Source organism: Azospirillum sp. (assembly GCF_050789165.1).
The window spans coordinates 33,267-49,287 of record NZ_JBOZRT010000062.1 but is presented as its reverse complement, the minus strand read 5'-3'; the positions used below and the strand labels follow the sequence as shown (position 1 = coordinate 49,287).

General features: G+C 71.1%; 15 protein-coding genes and 1 other RNA gene. 8 read left to right on the top strand and 8 right to left on the bottom strand.

Translation table 11 applies throughout. The annotated features are described in order from the left end of the window. Positions 1-7: 7 nt before the first annotated feature. Entirely contained in the window at positions 8-778 is a 771-nt protein-coding gene (locus ACRWK7_RS14960) for an acetoacetate decarboxylase family protein (RefSeq protein WP_431857054.1), read from the top strand. A gap of 4 nt (positions 779-782) precedes the next feature. Here ACRWK7_RS14960 and ACRWK7_RS14955 read toward each other — a convergent pair whose 3' ends face one another. Next, positions 783-1,775 carry an acyltransferase family protein gene (locus ACRWK7_RS14955; protein WP_431857053.1) on the bottom strand — a complete coding sequence of 331 codons (993 nt, stop codon included), beginning with the start codon at positions 1,773-1,775 and terminating at the stop codon, positions 783-785. Between the two features lie 189 nt (positions 1,776-1,964). Between ACRWK7_RS14955 and ACRWK7_RS14950 the strand changes: the two genes are divergently transcribed. Then, positions 1,965-3,356 carry a sensor histidine kinase gene (locus tag ACRWK7_RS14950; RefSeq protein ID WP_431857052.1) on the top strand — a complete coding sequence of 464 codons (1,392 nt, stop codon included), beginning with the start codon at positions 1,965-1,967 and terminating at the stop codon, positions 3,354-3,356. Between the two features lie 53 nt (positions 3,357-3,409). On the opposite strand, the gene ACRWK7_RS14945 is transcribed toward ACRWK7_RS14950, so the two are convergent. Beyond that, complete coding sequence (locus tag ACRWK7_RS14945; protein ID WP_431857051.1) at positions 3,410-4,996, bottom strand: CHAD domain-containing protein; 1,587 nt, start codon at positions 4,994-4,996, stop codon at positions 3,410-3,412. Positions 4,997-5,087: 91 nt separating this feature from the next. After that, entirely contained in the window at positions 5,088-6,188 is a 1,101-nt protein-coding gene (locus tag ACRWK7_RS14940) for a class I SAM-dependent methyltransferase (protein WP_431857050.1), read from the bottom strand. A 151-nt stretch (positions 6,189-6,339) separates the two neighbouring features. On the opposite strand from ACRWK7_RS14940, the gene ACRWK7_RS14935 reads away from it, so the two are divergent. Then, positions 6,340-7,536 (top strand): phosphoglycerate kinase, encoded by a 1,197-nt coding sequence (locus ACRWK7_RS14935; protein ID WP_431857049.1) that lies wholly within the window; start codon positions 6,340-6,342, stop codon positions 7,534-7,536. Positions 7,537-7,929: 393 nt separating this feature from the next. Here ACRWK7_RS14935 and ACRWK7_RS14930 read toward each other — a convergent pair whose 3' ends face one another. Continuing rightward, positions 7,930-8,379: a hypothetical protein gene (locus tag ACRWK7_RS14930; RefSeq protein ID WP_431857048.1), complete on the bottom strand. Its 450-nt coding sequence runs from the start codon at positions 8,377-8,379 to the stop codon at positions 7,930-7,932. A gap of 29 nt (positions 8,380-8,408) precedes the next feature. Then, positions 8,409-9,089 (bottom strand): RNA polymerase sigma factor, encoded by a 681-nt coding sequence (locus tag ACRWK7_RS14925; protein ID WP_431857047.1) that lies wholly within the window; start codon positions 9,087-9,089, stop codon positions 8,409-8,411. 120 nt (positions 9,090-9,209) lie between these two features. On the opposite strand from ACRWK7_RS14925, the gene ffs reads away from it, so the two are divergent. The 4 genes from ffs (at position 9,210) to recR (ending at position 12,393) form a co-directional block, all read left to right on the top strand. After that, positions 9,210-9,307: signal recognition particle sRNA small type (ffs, locus tag ACRWK7_RS14920), an RNA gene on the top strand. Between the two features lie 90 nt (positions 9,308-9,397). Next, positions 9,398-11,245, top strand: coding sequence for a DNA polymerase III subunit gamma/tau (locus ACRWK7_RS14915; protein WP_431857046.1), 1,848 nt, complete (start codon positions 9,398-9,400; stop codon positions 11,243-11,245). A gap of 1 nt (position 11,246) precedes the next feature. Next, a complete protein-coding gene (locus tag ACRWK7_RS14910) occupies positions 11,247-11,570 on the top strand; it encodes a YbaB/EbfC family nucleoid-associated protein (RefSeq protein ID WP_109122072.1) in 324 nt (107 codons plus the stop codon). Between the two features lie 229 nt (positions 11,571-11,799). Then, positions 11,800-12,393, top strand: a complete 594-nt coding sequence (gene recR, locus ACRWK7_RS14905) for a recombination mediator RecR (RefSeq protein ID WP_431857045.1) — start codon at positions 11,800-11,802, stop codon at positions 12,391-12,393. On the opposite strand, the gene ACRWK7_RS14900 is transcribed toward recR, so the two are convergent. Continuing rightward, a complete protein-coding gene (locus ACRWK7_RS14900; protein WP_431857044.1) occupies positions 12,390-12,689 on the bottom strand; it encodes a hypothetical protein in 300 nt (99 codons plus the stop codon). The genes recR and ACRWK7_RS14900 overlap by 4 nt on opposite strands. Positions 12,690-12,761: 72 nt before the next feature. After that, complete coding sequence (locus ACRWK7_RS14895) at positions 12,762-13,691, bottom strand: 2-hydroxyacid dehydrogenase (protein WP_431857043.1); 930 nt, start codon at positions 13,689-13,691, stop codon at positions 12,762-12,764. A gap of 69 nt (positions 13,692-13,760) precedes the next feature. Here ACRWK7_RS14895 and ACRWK7_RS14890 point away from each other — a divergent pair, with 69 nt between their 5' ends. Beyond that, on the top strand, positions 13,761-14,384 hold the full coding sequence (locus ACRWK7_RS14890; protein ID WP_431857042.1) for an rRNA large subunit pseudouridine synthase E: 624 nt from the start codon (positions 13,761-13,763) through the stop codon (positions 14,382-14,384). A 3-nt stretch (positions 14,385-14,387) separates the two neighbouring features. Here ACRWK7_RS14890 and ACRWK7_RS14885 read toward each other — a convergent pair whose 3' ends face one another. Beyond that, the gene (locus ACRWK7_RS14885) at positions 14,388-16,010 is read right to left on the bottom strand and encodes an ABC transporter ATP-binding protein (protein ID WP_431857041.1); all 1,623 of its coding nucleotides are present in this window, start codon (positions 16,008-16,010) and stop codon (positions 14,388-14,390) included. Between the last annotated feature and the right edge of the window lie 11 nt (positions 16,011-16,021).

The window sequence follows — 16,021 nt, the reverse complement described above, 5'->3', positions numbered from 1 at the left end:
GACCGCCATGCTCACCGGTTTCACGTCGCCGCTCACGCCCGAGGGCCGCTCTTCGCTCGCCCCGGCGCCGCCGTGGCACTACGCCGGCTGGCTGTTCTCCATCGACTACGAGCTGGACGCGGGCACCGCCGCCGCCTTCCTGCCCGACGGCTTCGGCACGGCCACCGGCCGCGCCACCGTGCACTTCGCCGACTGGCAGGCGACCTCCGACGGCAGCGAGCTGCTCGACCCCGTCTACTCCCAGTACCGTGAGTGCTTCGTGCTGGTGGAGGCGGAGCGCGCCGGAGCGCCGGTCAGCTTCTGCCCCTTCATCTACGTGGACCAGGACGTGTCGCTGATCCGCGGCTGGCTGCAGGGCCTGCCGAAGAAGCTGGGCAGCGTCTGGCTCACCCGCTCCTACCCGGTGGACCACGTGGCCGGCGCCCCGTCGCGCGCCGGCACGCGGCTCGGCGCCTCGCTGGCGGTGAAGGACCGGCGTCTGGCGCAGGCGGCGCTGACGCTGACCGGCGGCGAGGGCAGGCACCTCGGCCTGCTGGCCCGCCCGACCTACGGCCTGTTCGGCCTTCCCAGCATCGTCGGCGGCGCCAGGCCGGCCGAGCCGCAGCTGGTCCGCATGGTCGCGGATGCCAAGGAGTTCGGCCCGTTCTACGCCGCCGAGGCCGAGGTCGAACTGTACCCCTCGCCGCGCGACGAGCTGGCGGTGCTGGCCCCGAAGCGGGTGCTGGAGGCGTCGGCGGGATACTTCGCGATGAGCGTCACCCAGGTGGCGGCCGGCTGAGCCGTCACGCCCGGCCGACCAGCGCCACCCGCGACCAGGGGCGCTGGACGGCCAGCGCCTCGACGATCATCGGCCCCATGATGCCGGCGGTCAGCGAGGTGGCGAACACCAGCAGGTCGGCCTGCCACCCCAGCCGCACCAGGACGATGCGCACCGCCGCGGTGAAGAAGGTGTGGTAGAGGTAGATGGCGTAGGACGCCTCGCCCACCGTGCGCATCACCCCGCTGGACGGCATGACGCGCAGCAGCGTCAGCGCCCCGCCCATGCCGCACAGCAGCGCCACCCCGCTCTTCCACCCGATGTGGAAGGGCACGAGGTGCAGCAGCGACGCTTGGTGCACCGCCAGCCCGACCGCCAGCCCCAGCGGCGCCAGCGCCCACACCCGCGGCTGCCGGAACGTGTCGGCGAAGCGCCGCACCGCCACCCCCAGCAGGAAGTGCGGCAGCAGCGTCGCCGCCTCGTTCGCCGACCAGGGGTTGGCCTCGGTGTCGATGGCGAAGAAGGCGACGAGCGCCAGCGCGAAGCCCAGCGCGAACGCCCGCGGCGTCGCCAGCAGGCCGAACGCGTCGGCCACGCCGACCACGGCGAAGATCAAGAACAGCGCCTGCAGGTACCACAGGTGCGCGTAGGAGAAGACGTAGATCCGCCACATCTCCTCCGGCGCGTCGTTCCCGTTCGAGCCGGGCGCCGCGGTCTGGAGCAGGTAGAACACCGTCGACACGATGACGAAGGGCAGCAGCAGGCGCCGCACCTTCTTGCCGAAGAAGACCTTGAGCATGCCCTCCCGCACCGGCCGCGCCGCGTAGACGTAGCCGGAGATGAAGGTGAACAGCGGCATCCGGATCAGTTCGAAGCTGCTGGTCAGGTATCGGTACAGCGAATCGTCGCCGACGTGCATGCCCGACCCCGGCACGCCCACCGTGTGGTAGGCGACCAGCAGCAGGCAGGCGAGCCCGCGCAGCTCCGTCACGTTGTACCGTGCGTCCGTCCGTGCCATTTCCGCTCGCCCTGTGCCGGGCGCTCCTTCCCTTGTGCGCATAGGCAAGGTCGCGAGGACGGCGCCCGGCCGCAAGCCGCCCGTCCGTAACCTCGCCGCCTTGGTCCGGCGCCCACCTCTTTCGAAAGTTCGTCGCGACCGGAGACTCCGCCGTAGGCAAGCCGGCGAGGCTGCCCTACCATGGGCGGCATGCCCCTTCCGACCGCGACCCGCAGCCTGTCCGCCAAGCTCCTGGTGCTGACCGTGCTGTTCGTGATGCTGGCGGAGGTGCTGATCTACACGCCGTCCATCGCCCGCTTCCGCCTGACCTACCTGCAGGAGCGGCTTTCGGCCGCCCACCTCGCCGCGCTGGCGGTGGAGGCCGCCCCGGACCGCATGGTGACCAAGGAGCTGGAGGCCAAGCTGCTCGCCCATGTCGGCGCGCACGCGGTGGACCTCGTGCAGCCGGACAGCCGGGTCTACATGCTGTCGCGCTCCATGCCGCCGCAGGTGGACGCGGTGGTCGACCTGCGCGGCGCCGGCGTGGTGGACCTGATCGCCGACGCCTTCATGGCGCTGGCGCAGAGGCAGAACCGCGTGCTGCGCGTCATCGACCGCTCGCCCAAGGACGTGGCGCAGCGCGTCGAGATCGTCATGGACGAGCGCCCGATGGTCATGGCGATGCTCGACTATTCCGAGCGCATCCTGGTGCTCTCCGTGGTCATCTCGCTGATCACCGCCGGGCTGGTGTTCCTGGCGCTGGTGGTGATGCTGGTGCGTCCGATGCGCCGGCTGACCGAGAGCATGGTCGCCTTCCGCCGCGATCCCGAACACGCCGAGCCCACCTTCGCCCCCGACCCGCGCCGCGACGAGATCGGCGTCGCCCAGCGCGAACTGATCGCCATGCAGGACGCGCTGGGCACCGCGCTGCGCCAGCGCGAGCGGCTGGCGGCGCTGGGCACCGCGGTGGCGAAGATCAACCACGACCTGCGCGGCATCCTCTCCACCGCCGCCCTGCTGTCCGAGCGCCTGGCCGAGAGCGCCGACCCCGAGGTGCGGCGGGTGACGCCGCGCCTGATGGGCGCCATCGACCGCGCCGTCGACCTGTGCGGGCAGACGCTGTCCTACACCCAGGACGGCGTGCTGCCGCTGCGCCGCGCGCGGGTGGACCTCGCCGCCCTGGTCGAGGAGGCGGGGGCGGAGGTGGCCTCGTCCCTAAGACCTGATGGCGCGCGCACGGACGCCGTGTGGGTTGGCCAAGTGCCGGCCGGGCTGACTCTGTCGGCGGACGGTGACCAGCTGGTCCGGGCGCTCGCCAACCTCGGCCGCAACGCGGTGCAGGCGGGGGCGGATTCGGTGACGGTGGAAGCGCGGCGGACGGACGGGCGGCTGGTGCTGACGGTAACCGACAACGGCCCCGGCCTGCCGCCGCGGGCGCGCGAGAACCTGTTCCAGCCCTTCGCCGGCTCGGCCCGCGCCGGCGGCACCGGCCTCGGCCTCGCCATCGCGCGGGAGATCGCCCGGGCGCACGGCGGCGACCTGCGGCTGGTCGAGAGCACGGGCAGCGGGACGGTGTTCGCCCTGGAGCTGCCGGTGGAGTGAGGGCTTTGTTCCCTCCCCCGCCCAGCGGGGGAGGGTTAGGGTGGGGGCAAACCTTACTCCGCCCGCGCCCGCGACCAGAACAGCTTCGCCCCGTGGAAGCCGTCCCACTGCTCGTTCAGGTGCGCCTCCAGGTCGGCCACGCCGCGCGCCAGCCAGCCGATGACCAGCCCGGCGGCGCGGCGCTCGCCGGTGCCGGCACGGCTGCCGTCGGCGTGCAGGTCGTGCAGCAGGCGCGTCGCCGTCGCCACGTCGTTCAGGTGGCCCAGCGCGTCCTGGAACGCCGCGAGCCGCTGGATGTAGCGGCGCGCCGCCTTGTCCTCGTACAGCGAGCGGAAGAACTCCGCGGCGTAGCGCAGCTTCTTCAGCGCGATGCGCAGCTGGTGGCGGTCCTCCACCGACAGCTCGGCGAAGCCCTGCCCGGCCTTGCGCGCCCGCTTGCGGCGCTTGGTCAGCAGCTCGTCGGCCAGCGTGATGACCGGCTGCAGCAGCCGCGCCGACTCCTCGCTGACCGGCTGGGCGCGCCAGCCCTGGTCCTCCAGCCACGCACCGAGGCGCAGCATGAATTCAGTGTAGCGCGGCGACAGGATCGCCTCCCGCGCGCCCTGGTACGCCGCGTCGCGCCTGGCGCGGGCGGCGGCCTCCAGGGCGTCAATGCCGCTGAACAGCGGCGCCTCCTGGACGTTGGTGCGCTCCAGCCCCTGGCGCACCGGAGCCAGCAGGTCGGTCAGGAAGACGTCCCAGTCGCGCGCCGGCCCCAGATGGCCGCCCAGCCACTTCACCTCGCCGACCAGCCAGTCGTACTGCTCCGCCGGCACGTAGGGGCGGAACAGCGCCAGCGCCGAGCGCAGGCGGCGCAGCGCCACCCGCATCTGGTGGATGCCCTCCGGGTCCTCGCCCTTCAGCGAGCACGCCTCGTTCTCCGTAAGGTGGATGAGGCAGTTGGAGACGATGCGGCACAGCGCCCCCTCCACCGTCACCTCGGGCGACAGCGCGATCTTCGCCGCCTTCACCGGCTCGTCCACCCCGCCGGCCGCCAGCGCGAAGCCGCGCGCCGCCTTGGTGCGCGACTCGACTCGCAGCGGCGCCGTCTTGGCCAAGTCGAGCGCCAGATCGAACAGCGCCTTCGACTCGCCCTGTTTCAGCTCCAGTTCCACCTCGCACAGCGGCAGGACGGCGCCGGCCGGGGTGCGGATCTCGCCCTTGTCGAAAGCCACCTCGATCACCGCGCCGCCGCCGTCCAGCACGCGGATGGTGCGCTGGATGGCGGTGGTGAACATCGGCTGAAGCTCATCCACGCCCACCGAGTCGAGCAGCGCCCGCGCGTCGGGCTCGGTGAACAGCGACAGGTCCAGCGCGGGGCCGGGCACCGGGCATTCCCACTCGGCGCGGCCGAGGCCGCCCTCGGCGAACGGCGGGCCCTTGAGGGTCTGGACGAACCGCTTGCCCTTCCTGCGCACCCGCAGGCTGACCAGCTGGCGCGCGAGGCGCTGGTCCGGGGTGTCGTAATAGACGCTCTCCAGCGCGCTGGTGGCGGCGCGGCTGGCGGCACCGAGCGCCGGGGCCGAGCGCAGCGCCGGCAGGTCTTCGGGCCGCGCGGCCAGCTTCAGTTCGGTCTCGCGGTTGTGTTCGGCGTCGGCCATGGCATCGAAAGGGGGAGGTTCGGGTCCAACTTTTCTACACGGACGTATTCACATTGCCTAGCCAGACAAGTTTTGCAGTTTCATTGCGGTTTTATGACGGCGCGTCCCCGCCCTTCTTCAGCACCATCACCTTCGACATGAAGGCCGGCGTCTCCGAGACCACCGCCAGCCCCGCCCCGGCGAACAGCGCGCGCAGGTCCTGCCGCGCGTAGTCGGCGTAGAAGGGTTCGTGGAAGGCGATGGGGAACAGCTCCAGCAGGCCGTCCATCACCGGGTTGTCGCCGGTCTGCAGGCTGTCCACGAAGACGACGATGCCCCCGGGCTTGAGCACCCGCGCCCACTCGGCCGCCGCCCGGGCGCGGACCTTTCGCGGCAGCTCGTGGAACAGGTAGATGCAGGTGACGATATCCTGGCCGGCGTCGGGCAGCGGCAGGGCCTCGGCCGCCGCCTGCACCGCGCGGCTGGTGCGCGCCCACGGCGCGAGGTTGCGCCGGGCCTCCGCCAGATAGGCGTGCGAGAGGTCGAGCGCGGTGGTGTCCAGCCGCGGCCAGTTGTCCTTCACGAAGGTCAGGAAGCGTCCGGTCCCGGCCGCCACGTCGAGCAGCCGGCAGTCCGCTACCGCCCGGGTCCGCAGATGCTCGAAGATCGGCACCAGCGCCTGACGCCGCATGGCGTCGGCGCCGCCGCCGAACAGCACCTCGACCTGATGGTCGTACAGCCGCGCGCTGCGCTCCGACAGGTAGCCGTCGGTCTGGAAGTGGAAGTTCTGGCGGTAGTAGGCGGGCAGCGCCTCCGACCCCGGCGGCGGGTTGGCGCGCACCTCGGTGCCGACGTGCGCGCGGCGGCGGCGCGTCACCTCCGGCAGGTCGCGGAAGAAGGCGGCGGCGTCCGCCACCACCCTGGCCGGGCTGGGGATCAGGTCGTGCGGCAGGCGGTAGTAGCCCGCCTCGATGTTGGCGAGGTCGCGCTCCATCAGCGCGCGCAGCTCGGCCAGGACGCCGCGGGTGTCGGGCACGCGCAGGCCCGGCGGGCGGCGCTCGCGCGGGACATTGGGGCCGGAGATGCGGGCGGCCAGCGCGTACTGGCCGAAGAACCACGCCACCCGCGCCGCCTGGGACGCGGCGTAGGCGAGGCGCCCGGCCGGGCCGACGAGCGGCGGACGGGGGAACTCGGGTCGCGGGGAATCGGTCATAGCGATAAGGTGGTGACCCTATCCGCCAAGGCGAGTCCCTTATGACCGCCGGGCCGCGACCTTCGGTCCCTACCCCGCCGTGCGGCGTTGCAAAGCCGGGCGCGCTGTGCTTCGTTGCGCGCCAGATTCGAACCTTCTGGGGTCTGTGGCCATGAGCGACTTCAACACCATCGACGACCTGAGCGTGAACGGCAAGACCGTGCTGGTGCGCGCCGACCTGAACGTGCCGATGCAGGACGGCAAGGTGTCCGACACCACGCGCATCGACCGTCTGGCCCCGACGTTGAAGGAACTCGCGGGCAAGGGCGCCAAGGTGGTGATCCTCTCCCACTTCGGCCGCCCCAAGGGCGGGCCGGACACCAAGAACTCGCTGCGCCAGGTGCTGAGCGATCTTTCCAAGGCCGTCGGCCAGGAGGTCGCCTTCGCCGAGGACTGCATCGGCGACAAGGCCAAGGCCGCCATCGCGGCGATCAAGCCGGGCCAGATGGTGCTGCTGGAGAACACCCGCTTCCACGCCGAGGAGGAGAAGAACGACCCCGCCTTCGCCAAGCAGATGGCCGAGCTGGGCGATGTCTACGTCAACGACGCCTTCTCCGCCGCGCACCGCGCGCACGCCTCGACCGAGGGGGTGGCCCGCCACCTGCCCAGCGCCGCCGGCCGGCTGATGCAGCAGGAGCTGGAGGCGCTGACCAAGGCGCTGGAGAAGCCGGAGCGCCCGGTGTGCGCCGTGGTCGGCGGCGCCAAGATCTCCACCAAGCTCGACCTGCTCGGCAACCTGGTGGGCAAGGTGGACATGCTGGCGCTGGGCGGCGGCATGGCCAACACCTTCCTCTACGCGCAGGGCGTCGATGTCGGTGCGTCCTTGTGCGAAAAGGACATGGCCGACCAGGCCCGCGCCATCATGGAGACGGCGAAGAAGGCCGGCTGCGAGATCCTGCTGCCGCTGGACTTCATCGTCGCCAAGGAGTTCAAGGCCGGGGCCGCCAGCCGCGATGTCGACGCCAAGGCCATCGGCGCCGACGAGATGGCGCTGGACGTCGGGCCGAAGACGGTGGAGTTCCTGGGCCTGAAGATCCAGGGCGCCAAGACGGTGGTGTGGAACGGCCCGCTGGGCGCGTTCGAGATCAAGCCGTTCGACGCCGGCACCAACGCGGTGGCCGGTCTGGTCGCCGAGCGCACGCAGGAAGGCGGCCTGCTGTCGGTGGCGGGCGGCGGCGACACGGTGTCGGCGCTGGCCTCGGCCGGGGTGGAGGACAAGTTCACCTACGTCTCCGCCGCCGGCGGCGCCTTCCTGGAGTGGCTGGAAGGCAAGGACCTGCCGGGCGTCGCCGCGCTCAAGAAGAAGTAAGGGCGGACGCGGCGGGGGAGCGTCCCTCCCCCGCCGCGGGACCTTGCGCAAAGGTGGGTACCGCGATTGGTCCCACCTGCCCCGCAATTGCAGCACCTACATTCAGGGAAGGTCCCCACGACAGGCGCCTCCCCATGGCACAGCTTCCCCCGATGCCGGTCCTGACGCGCAACGAGCGTACCGAAGCGGGAGTGGTTGACCGCACGCGGAGGCACGAACACCCTATGACCGGGGGGAATCTGCCCGAACCGAGGGTGGAGAAGATGCGTGGACCGAAGCTGGTGGCACTCTGGGCGGTGCTGATCGCGCTGTCGTGGGGCGTGGTCGTCGGCATCGGCTACGGCCTGTGGACGCTGGCGACCGCGCTGATCTGACCACGCCCCGGCGGACCGTTCATTTCCTCCCCGGCGCCTCGGCGAGCTGGTCAGCCTTCTTCTCCGACACGTACCAGACCGTGAAGTGGTAGTGCGGCTCCGCCATGCCGGGATGGCCGGGGTTGAAATCGACCGTCACGTGGTCGACCGGCCGGTGCGGCGCGGCGAGGCGCTTGAAGTCCTTCTGGTCCTGCATGTCCTTCATCGGCACCATGTAGACGGCGCCGACCAGATGCTGCCCGCGGTCGTAGGCGAGGTAGGGACCGGTCGGCAGGGCCGACGGCTTGACGTACAGCGTGCCGAGCCCGGGGATGAAGTCGGGCAGCCCGCTCACCAGATCGCTGACCTTCCTGTAGTCGCCGCCCGGCGGCCCCTTCTCGGGCACGTCGGCGGCGTAGGACGGCCCAGCGCAGATCGGCATGGACAGAACGGTGGCGGCAACGGCCGCCAGAAGCGTCCGCTTCAGCATGGTTTCCTCCTGTTGCGATAGGGCGCGCGTCAGTCCCTGAGGCGCGCGAGCACGCCGGCGACGATGCGGTCGCACCGCTCGCCGGCAAAACCGAACGCGGTGGGCACGAGGCGGTCGAGATGATCGCTGAGCGCCTTCTGCAGCAGCGCCCGCGCCCGGTGCAGCCGGGTCTTCACCGTCTCGGGCGGGATGCCCAGGCAGGCGGCGGTCTCCTGCACGCTCATCTGCTCCACCGCGCGCATCACGAAGACGGCGCGGAAGCCGTCCGGCAGGTCGTCGATCGCCCGCTCGACCAGACGTCTGAGTTCGGCCACGGCGAACAGCTCCTCCGGCGTGCTGGCGGCGGTCCACAGCGGCACCACCGCGGCGGCGCCCTCCTCCTCGGCCTCGAGCCCGTCGGCGAACAGCCGCACCCGCCCCCGCTTGCGCAGGCGCATCAGCGCCTCGTTCGCCGCGATGCGCGCCAGCCAGCCGCCGAACCGGTCGCCGTCGGCGCACTGGTCCAGGTGGGTGAAGGCGCGCAGGTAGGCGTCCTGCACCGCCTCCTCCGCCTCGCCCTCGTCCTTGAGGATCGAGCGGGCGATGCGGAAGAGGCGGCGGTTGTGCCGGCGCATCACGGTCTCGAAGGCGCGCGTGTCGCCGCGCCTCATGGCGTCCAGCAGGTCGGCCTCCGCCTCGCCGCCCGCCGCGATCCTCAGGTGCCCGGCCATCGGGGTCCTCCCTGTTCTCCTTGCCCATAGGATGCGCCGGGCGGCGCCGAGGTTCCCGGAAAAACGCGACGAGTCGGATTCAGCTTGCATAGGACGGCCGGCATGACGATATTCGCGGCGGGAGGCTGGCGTCGGACGAGTCCCTCGCCAACCCGGTCAGGTCCGGAAGGAAGCAGCCGTAACGAGTTCCGGCTCGGGTCGTTCGTCCAGTCTCCCACCTAGCCAAAAATTCGCCCTGAAAATTTGAACGCGCAAAGCGGAGCCCGAGCCGCTATTCTGGCGGCCCGTCATAAAGTGCGTCCAGCAGCGTGACCGATACGACCATCGCCGAAACGCCCGCAGCCTCCGACAGCGCCGCACCGCAGGCGTACCGGGTGCTCGCCCGCAAGTACCGCCCGAAGAGCTTCGATGAGCTGATCGGCCAGGACGCGCTGGTGCGCACGCTGACCAACGCCATCAACTCGGGCCGCATCGCCCAGGCGTTCATGCTGACCGGCGTGCGCGGCGTGGGCAAGACCACCACCGCCCGCATCATCGCCCGCGCGCTGAACTGCACCGGCCCGGACGGCACCGGCGGGCCGACCATCAGCCCGTGCGGCGTCTGCGACAACTGCCGTGCGATCGCCGAGGACCGGCACGTCGACGTGATGGAGATGGACGCCGCCTCCCACACCGGCGTCGACGACATCCGCGAGATCATCGACGGCGTGCGCTACGCGCCGGTGTCCGCGCGCTACAAGCTCTACATCATCGACGAGGTCCACATGCTCTCCAAGAGCGCGTTCAACGCGCTCCTGAAGACGCTGGAGGAACCGCCGGCCCACGTGAAGTTCGTCTTCGCCACCACCGAGATCCGCAAGGTGCCGGTGACGGTGCTCTCGCGCTGCCAGCGCTTCGACCTGCGCCGGGTGGACGGCGCGGTGCTGAAGGAGCACTTCACCCGAATCGCCGGGCTGGAAGGCGCCAGCATCGAGCCGGACGCCGCCTCCCTGGTGGCGCGCGCCGCCGACGGCTCGGTGCGCGACGGGCTGTCGCTGCTCGACCAGGCCATCGCGCTGGGCGGCGGCAGCGTCACCGCCGTGCAGGTGCGCGACATGCTCGGCCTCGCCGACCGCGCCCGCATCCTGGACCTGTTCGAGGCGGCGGTGTCCGCCCGCCCGGCCGAGGCGCTGGACATCCTGTCCGACCTGCACCGCGTCGGTGCCGACCCGCTAGTCATCCTGCAGGACCTGCTGGACCTCGTGCACAGCCTGACGCGGCTCAAGGTCATCCCCGACACCGCCAACGATCCCTCCATGCCGGAGGCCGAGCGCACCCGCGGCCGCGACCTTTCGGCCAAGCTGTCCATGCCGGCGCTGACGCGCGCGTGGCAGCTGCTGCTGAAGGGCCTGGGCGAGGTGCAGGCGGCGCCGATCCCGCAGCAGGCGCTGGAGATGGTGATCGTTCGCCTCTCCTACGCCGCCGACCTGCCGACGCCGGGCGAGTTGATCCGCCAGTTGCAGAACGCCGGCAGCACGGGTGGCAACGGCGGCGGAAGCGCCCCGCGCCCGCCCGGCGGCGGCCCGGTCGCCATCGCCGGCGGCGGTGCCGCGCGCGCGGTCGGCGGCCACGCCGTGCAAGCGGCGCCGCAGCCGGTCGAGGCGGTCGCCACGGCGCGCCCGGAAGACTGGGCGCCGATGCCGCGCGACTACCGCACGCTGGTGCAGCTGTTCGCCGAACGGCGCGAGGGCGCGCTGTACGGCAACCTGTTCGGCGCCGCGCACCTCGTGCGGATGGAACCGGGGCGCCTGGAGATCCGGCCGGAGCCGGCGGCGCCCGCCAACCTCGCCAACCGCGTCGGCCAGCTGCTCAGCGAATGGACCGGGCAGCGCTGGGTGGTGGTGGTCAGCGACCGCCCCGGCGAACCGACGCTGAAGCAGCAGGAGGACGCCGCGGCCCAGCGCGCGCTGGACGAGGCCGCGGCCAACCCGGTGGTGCGCGCCGTGCTGGACAGCTTCGACGGGGCGAAGATCCTGGACGTGCGCGACCTCGCCGCGGCGGCGGCTGCCGCGGCGGCGGAGGCGGCGGGGGCGGACGAGCCCGACGCCGACGACATCAACATCCGCGATGCGCTGTTGTACCCCTTGGACGAAATGAGCGATTTGGGAGACGAGTGAGATGAAGAACCTCGGCCAGATGATGAAGCAGGCCCAGGAGATGCAGGCCAAGATGCAGCAGATGCAGTCGAAGCTGGCCGACATCGAGGTGTCGGGGCAGTCGGGTGCAGGCATGGTCAGCGTCACCCTGAACGGCAAGGGCGACCTGAAGAAGGTCAAGCTCGACAAGTCGATCGTCGATCCCGAGGACGTCGAGGTGCTGGAGGATCTGCTGGTCGCCGCCTTCAACGACGCCAAGGCCAAGGTCGAGCAGCAGGTCGCCGACGAAACCTCCAAGATGATGGGCGGTCTGAAGCTGCCGCCGGGCATGAAACTGCCGTTCTGAGTGCCTATATTTTCACGGGTGAACGCGGGTTGCCTTTAGAGCAGCTCTTCGGAAGGCATGAACACTTTTCCGTTATGGCCGGGCTTGTCCCGGCCATCCACGCACCGCGGCTTTTCCGAAGGTCCAGGTGCGTGGATGCCCGGGACAAGCCCGGGCATGACGTTCATAGTGCTGCGAAAGCGGCTGCACGCCGGCCTGCGTTCATTTGTGTTTGGAACGGCTGAGTTTCATGATCGGACCTGAAATCGAGCGCCTGATCCAGCTGCTCGCCAAGCTGCCGGGGCTGGGGCCGCGGTCGGCGCGGCGCGCGGCGTTGCAGCTGATGAAGCGGCGCGAAACCCTGATGGTGCCGCTGTCGGAAGCCCTGGCGCACGCCGCCGAGGCGATCCGCACCTGCCCGGTGTGCGGCAACCTGGACACCCGCAGCCCGTGCACCGTGTGCGCCGACCCGATGCGCGACCGCTCCACCATCTGCGTGGTGGAGGACGCCGGCGACCTGTGGGCGCTGGAGCGCACGCGTTCCTACCGCGGCGTGTACCACGTGCTGGGCGGCGTGCTGTCGGCCTTGCAGGGCGTCGGGCCGGACGACCTGACCATCGCGGCGCTGGCCGAGCGCGCCAAGGACCCGGCGGTTACCGAGGTCATCCTGGCACTGAACGCCACGGTGGACGGCCAGACCACCGCGCACGTGGTCACCGACCGCCTGGCCGGCGCCGAGGTCGCGGTGTCGCGCCTGGCGCACGGCGTGCCGGTCGGCGGCGAGCTGGACTATCTGGACGACGGCACGCTGACCGCCGCCCTGAAGGCCCGCCGCCCCTTCTAATGGACCTTCACCTCGTTCCCCCCGTCCTTGCGGTAGACGTGGACGTGGTAGGCGGCCATGGGGTTCTCGGCGAGGTATTCCAGCAGCTCGCGCTCGGTGCGGGCGCTGGCGTCGCGGATCAGCACCTGCCAGACCGGCTCCATGGTGCCGCGCTTCGTCTCGGCGTGCGGGATCATGATGAAGCCCGCCCACTCCGGCTTGAAGTCGGCGAGGTAGCTCTCGACGTAGTGCCGCATCATCGCGGCGTCGTTGACGTTCACACGCTCCGAGTTCTCGAAGCAGACGCGAAGGTTCATGGTCTTCTCCTGTTTCGGTAACCCTTGTCTCCCATATGGGTGCGCGTGCCGCCGAAAGCCATTCGGCCGTTTTCAGTAGCCCCGCCCGCGCTCCACCACGTGCAACAGCGGCTGGCCGGTTTCGGCGCGGCGGATGGCGTCGGCGATGTGGTCGGAACAGCGCGACGGGTGGGTGATGCCGGCGACGTGCGGTGTGACGTGGACCTTCGGGTGCGTCCAAAACGGATGGCCGGCCGGCAGCGGCTCCTCGGCGAAGACGTCCAGGCTGGCGCCGCCCAGGTGGCCGCTCTCCAGCGCCGCCAGCAGGTCTGCCTCCACCAGATGCCCGCCGCGCGCCGCGTTGATCACCACCGCCCCCTTGGGCAGCGTGGCGAACAGCCCGGCGTTCAGGATGCCGCGCGTCTGGTCGGTGAGCGGCAGCAGGCAGACCAGGAAGTCGCTGCGCGCCGCCAGCGCCACCAGCCCATCCTCGCCGTGCAGCGTCTCGATGCCGCGGATCTCCTTGGGCGAGCGGCTCCAGCCGATCACCTGGAAGCCCAGCGGCGTCAGCGCCCGCGCCGCCGCCTCGCCCAGCACGCCGAGGCCCAGGATGCCGACGCGCACCTCCGACGCCGGCTTGTGGCCGAGCTGATTCCAGACGCCGGCGCGCTGCTGCTCGGTGTAGGCGTCCACCTGGCGCTGCCAGCGCAGCACCTGGAGCACGACGTAGGCCGCCATGTCCTCGGTCAGCCCATCCGCGACCATGCGCACCAGCGGCACGTCGGGCAGCGTCGGGTCGGTCAGAAGCCGCTCCACCCCGGCGCCCAGCGACAGGATCAGCTTGAGGTTCGGCAGGCCGGCCAGCACCCCGGGCGGCGGCTTCCAGACCAGCGCGCAGTCGATGGCGGCCGGATCGCCGGCGTCCGGCCAGACGCGGAACTCCAGGTCCGGCAGCCGCTTGGCGATTTCGCCGCGCCATGCCTCGGAATTGTCGGTGGGGGAGACGAAGAGGAGGGTCGTCATGGTCGGTGCTTGATCCCGGCTGTGTCCTGCGGCATGTCGTGAGCAGCGTTCCCTACCGCAAGCCCTACCGTGCCGCGCCTCATCCTGCTGAACAAGCCCTATGGCGTCCTGCCGCAGTTCACCGACAAAGCGGAGGACCGCGCCACGCTGGCCGGGCTGGTGCCGGTCAAGGGCGTCTACCCCGCCGGCCGCCTGGACCGCGACAGCGAGGGGCTGCTGGTGCTGACCGACGACGGCGCCCTGATCGCCCGCATCGCCCACCCGAAGCACAAGATGCCCAAGGTCTACTGGGCGCAGGTCGAGGGCGTGCCGGACGCGGAGGCGCTGGAGCGCCTGCGCCGCGGCGTCGAGTTGAACGACGGCCCGACTCTGCCGGCCGGGGCGCGGCTGATCGACGAGCCGGCGGGGCTGTGGCCGCGCGATCCGCCGATCCGCCACCGCGCCAGCATCCCGACCGCCTGGATCGAGCTGACGCTGCGCGAGGGCCGCAACCGGCAGGTCCGCCGAATGACCGCGGCGGTGGGCTTCCCGACGCTGCGGCTGATCCGCTGGTCGGTGGGGGACTGGACGCTGGGCGATCTGGGGCCTGGGGAATGGCGGGAGGTGCACTTGCCCCCACCCCTTACCCCTCCCCCGCTGCGCAGGGGAGGGAGGGGACCCGCGCGCAAGCGTGGGGAGGGTGGGGGCGCGTAGGGATCAGGTCCGCACCGCGTCGCTCTTCACCGCCTCCAGGTTGAACGCGGCGGCCAGCAGGGCGCGGGTGTACTCCTCGCGCGGGGTCTCGAAGATCTGGCGCACCGGCCCCTGCTCCACCACCTTGCCGTCCTTCATGACGATGACGTGGCTGCTCAGGGCCCGCACCACCCGCAGGTCGTGGCTGATGAACAGGTAGGCGAGGTTGTAGCGCGCCTGCAAATCGCGCAGCAGGTCGACGATCTGCGCCTGCACGCTCATGTCGAGGGCGCTGGTCGGCTCGTCCAGCACGACGAACTTCGGCTTCAGCACCAGGGCGCGCGCGATGGCGATGCGCTGGCGCTGGCCGCCGGAGAACTCGTGCGGGTAGCGGTGCCGGCTGTCGGGGTCGAGGCCGACCTCCTCCAGCACCTTCGCCACCATGGCGTCGCGCTCGCGCGCCGACCCCATGCCGTGGATCTTCAGCCCCTCGCCGACGATCTGGCCGACCGACAGGCGCGGGCTGAGGCTGCCGTAGGGGTCCTGGAAGACCACCTGCATCTCGCGCCTGAGCGGCCGCACCTCGCCGGCCGACAGGCCCTGGATGTCCTTGCCGTCGAAGCGGATGGCGCCCTGGCTGGCGTGCAGGCGCAGCAGCGCGAGGCCCAGCGTCGTCTTCCCCGAGCCGGACTCGCCGACCACGCCCACCGTGTGCCCCTCGCGCACGTCCACCGACACGCCATCCACCGCGCGCACATAGTCCACCGTGCGGCGCAGCAGGCCCTTCTTGATCGGGAAGTGCACCTTGATGTCGCTGGCGGTCATCACCGCGCGGGCGTCGGTGGGCGGGGTGAGCGGGTTGCCCTTGGGCTCGGCGGCCAGCAGCTTCTGGGTGTAGGAGTGCCGGGGGCGGACGAACAGGTCGGCGACCGAGGCCTGTTCGACGATCTCCCCCTTGTTCATGACGCAGACGCGGTCGGCCATCTTGCGCACAACGCCCAGGTCGTGGGTGATCAGCAGCAGCGCCATGCCGAAGCGCTGCTGCAGGTCCTTCAGCAGTTCGAGGATCTGCGCCTGGATGGTGACGTCCAGCGCCGTGGTCGGCTCGTCGGCGATCAGCAGGTCGGGCTCGTTGGCCAGCGCCATGGCAATCATCACGCGCTGGCGCTGGCCGCCCGACAGCTCGTGCGGGTAGGCGCCCAGGCGCCGCTCCGGCGTCGGGATGCCGACGAGGCGCAGCAGTTCCAGCGTGCGCTTGCGCGCGGCTGCGCGGTCCAGGCCCTTGTGCAGGAAGAGGGTCTCGTTGATCTGCCGCTCGATGCTGTGCAGCGGGTTCAGCGAGGTCATCGGCTCCTGGAAGATCATGGCGATGCGGTCGCCGCGCACGCCGCGCAGCGTACGCTCGTTCGCCCCCATCAGCTCGGTGCCCTGGAACCGGATGGAGCCGGTGGGATGCCGCGCCATCGGGTAGGGCAGCAGCTGCAGGATGGACAGCGCCGTCACCGACTTGCCGGAGCCGGACTCGCCGACCAGCGCCAGCGTCTCCCCCTTGGCGATGTCGAAGGACACACCCTTCACGGCGGGAACGGCGCTGCCGGAGGCGCCGAACTCGACACCCAGGTTGCGGACGGTCAGGAGTTCGGTCATGGACGGGTCCC

Bases quoted from the DNA above. Each gene is read 5' to 3' on its own strand.
- ACRWK7_RS14960 (WP_431857054.1), top strand. From the start codon at position 8: ATGCTCACCGGTTTCACGTCGCCGCTCACGCCCGAGGGCCGCTCTTCG.
- ACRWK7_RS14955 (WP_431857053.1), bottom strand. From the start codon at position 1,775: ATGGCACGGACGGACGCACGGTACAACGTGACGGAGCTGCGCGGGCTC.
- ACRWK7_RS14950 (WP_431857052.1), top strand. From the start codon at position 1,965: ATGCCCCTTCCGACCGCGACCCGCAGCCTGTCCGCCAAGCTCCTGGTG.
- ACRWK7_RS14945 (WP_431857051.1), bottom strand. From the start codon at position 4,996: ATGGCCGACGCCGAACACAACCGCGAGACCGAACTGAAGCTGGCCGCG.
- ACRWK7_RS14940 (WP_431857050.1), bottom strand. From the start codon at position 6,188: ATGACCGATTCCCCGCGACCCGAGTTCCCCCGTCCGCCGCTCGTCGGC.
- ACRWK7_RS14935 (WP_431857049.1), top strand. From the start codon at position 6,340: ATGAGCGACTTCAACACCATCGACGACCTGAGCGTGAACGGCAAGACC.
- ACRWK7_RS14930 (WP_431857048.1), bottom strand. From the start codon at position 8,379: ATGCTGAAGCGGACGCTTCTGGCGGCCGTTGCCGCCACCGTTCTGTCC.
- ACRWK7_RS14925 (WP_431857047.1), bottom strand. From the start codon at position 9,089: ATGGCCGGGCACCTGAGGATCGCGGCGGGCGGCGAGGCGGAGGCCGAC.
- ACRWK7_RS14910 (WP_109122072.1), top strand. From the start codon at position 11,247: ATGAAGAACCTCGGCCAGATGATGAAGCAGGCCCAGGAGATGCAGGCC.
- recR (WP_431857045.1), top strand. From the start codon at position 11,800: ATGATCGGACCTGAAATCGAGCGCCTGATCCAGCTGCTCGCCAAGCTG.
- ACRWK7_RS14900 (WP_431857044.1), bottom strand. From the start codon at position 12,689: ATGAACCTTCGCGTCTGCTTCGAGAACTCGGAGCGTGTGAACGTCAAC.
- ACRWK7_RS14895 (WP_431857043.1), bottom strand. From the start codon at position 13,691: ATGACGACCCTCCTCTTCGTCTCCCCCACCGACAATTCCGAGGCATGG.
- ACRWK7_RS14885 (WP_431857041.1), bottom strand. From the start codon at position 16,010: ATGACCGAACTCCTGACCGTCCGCAACCTGGGTGTCGAGTTCGGCGCC.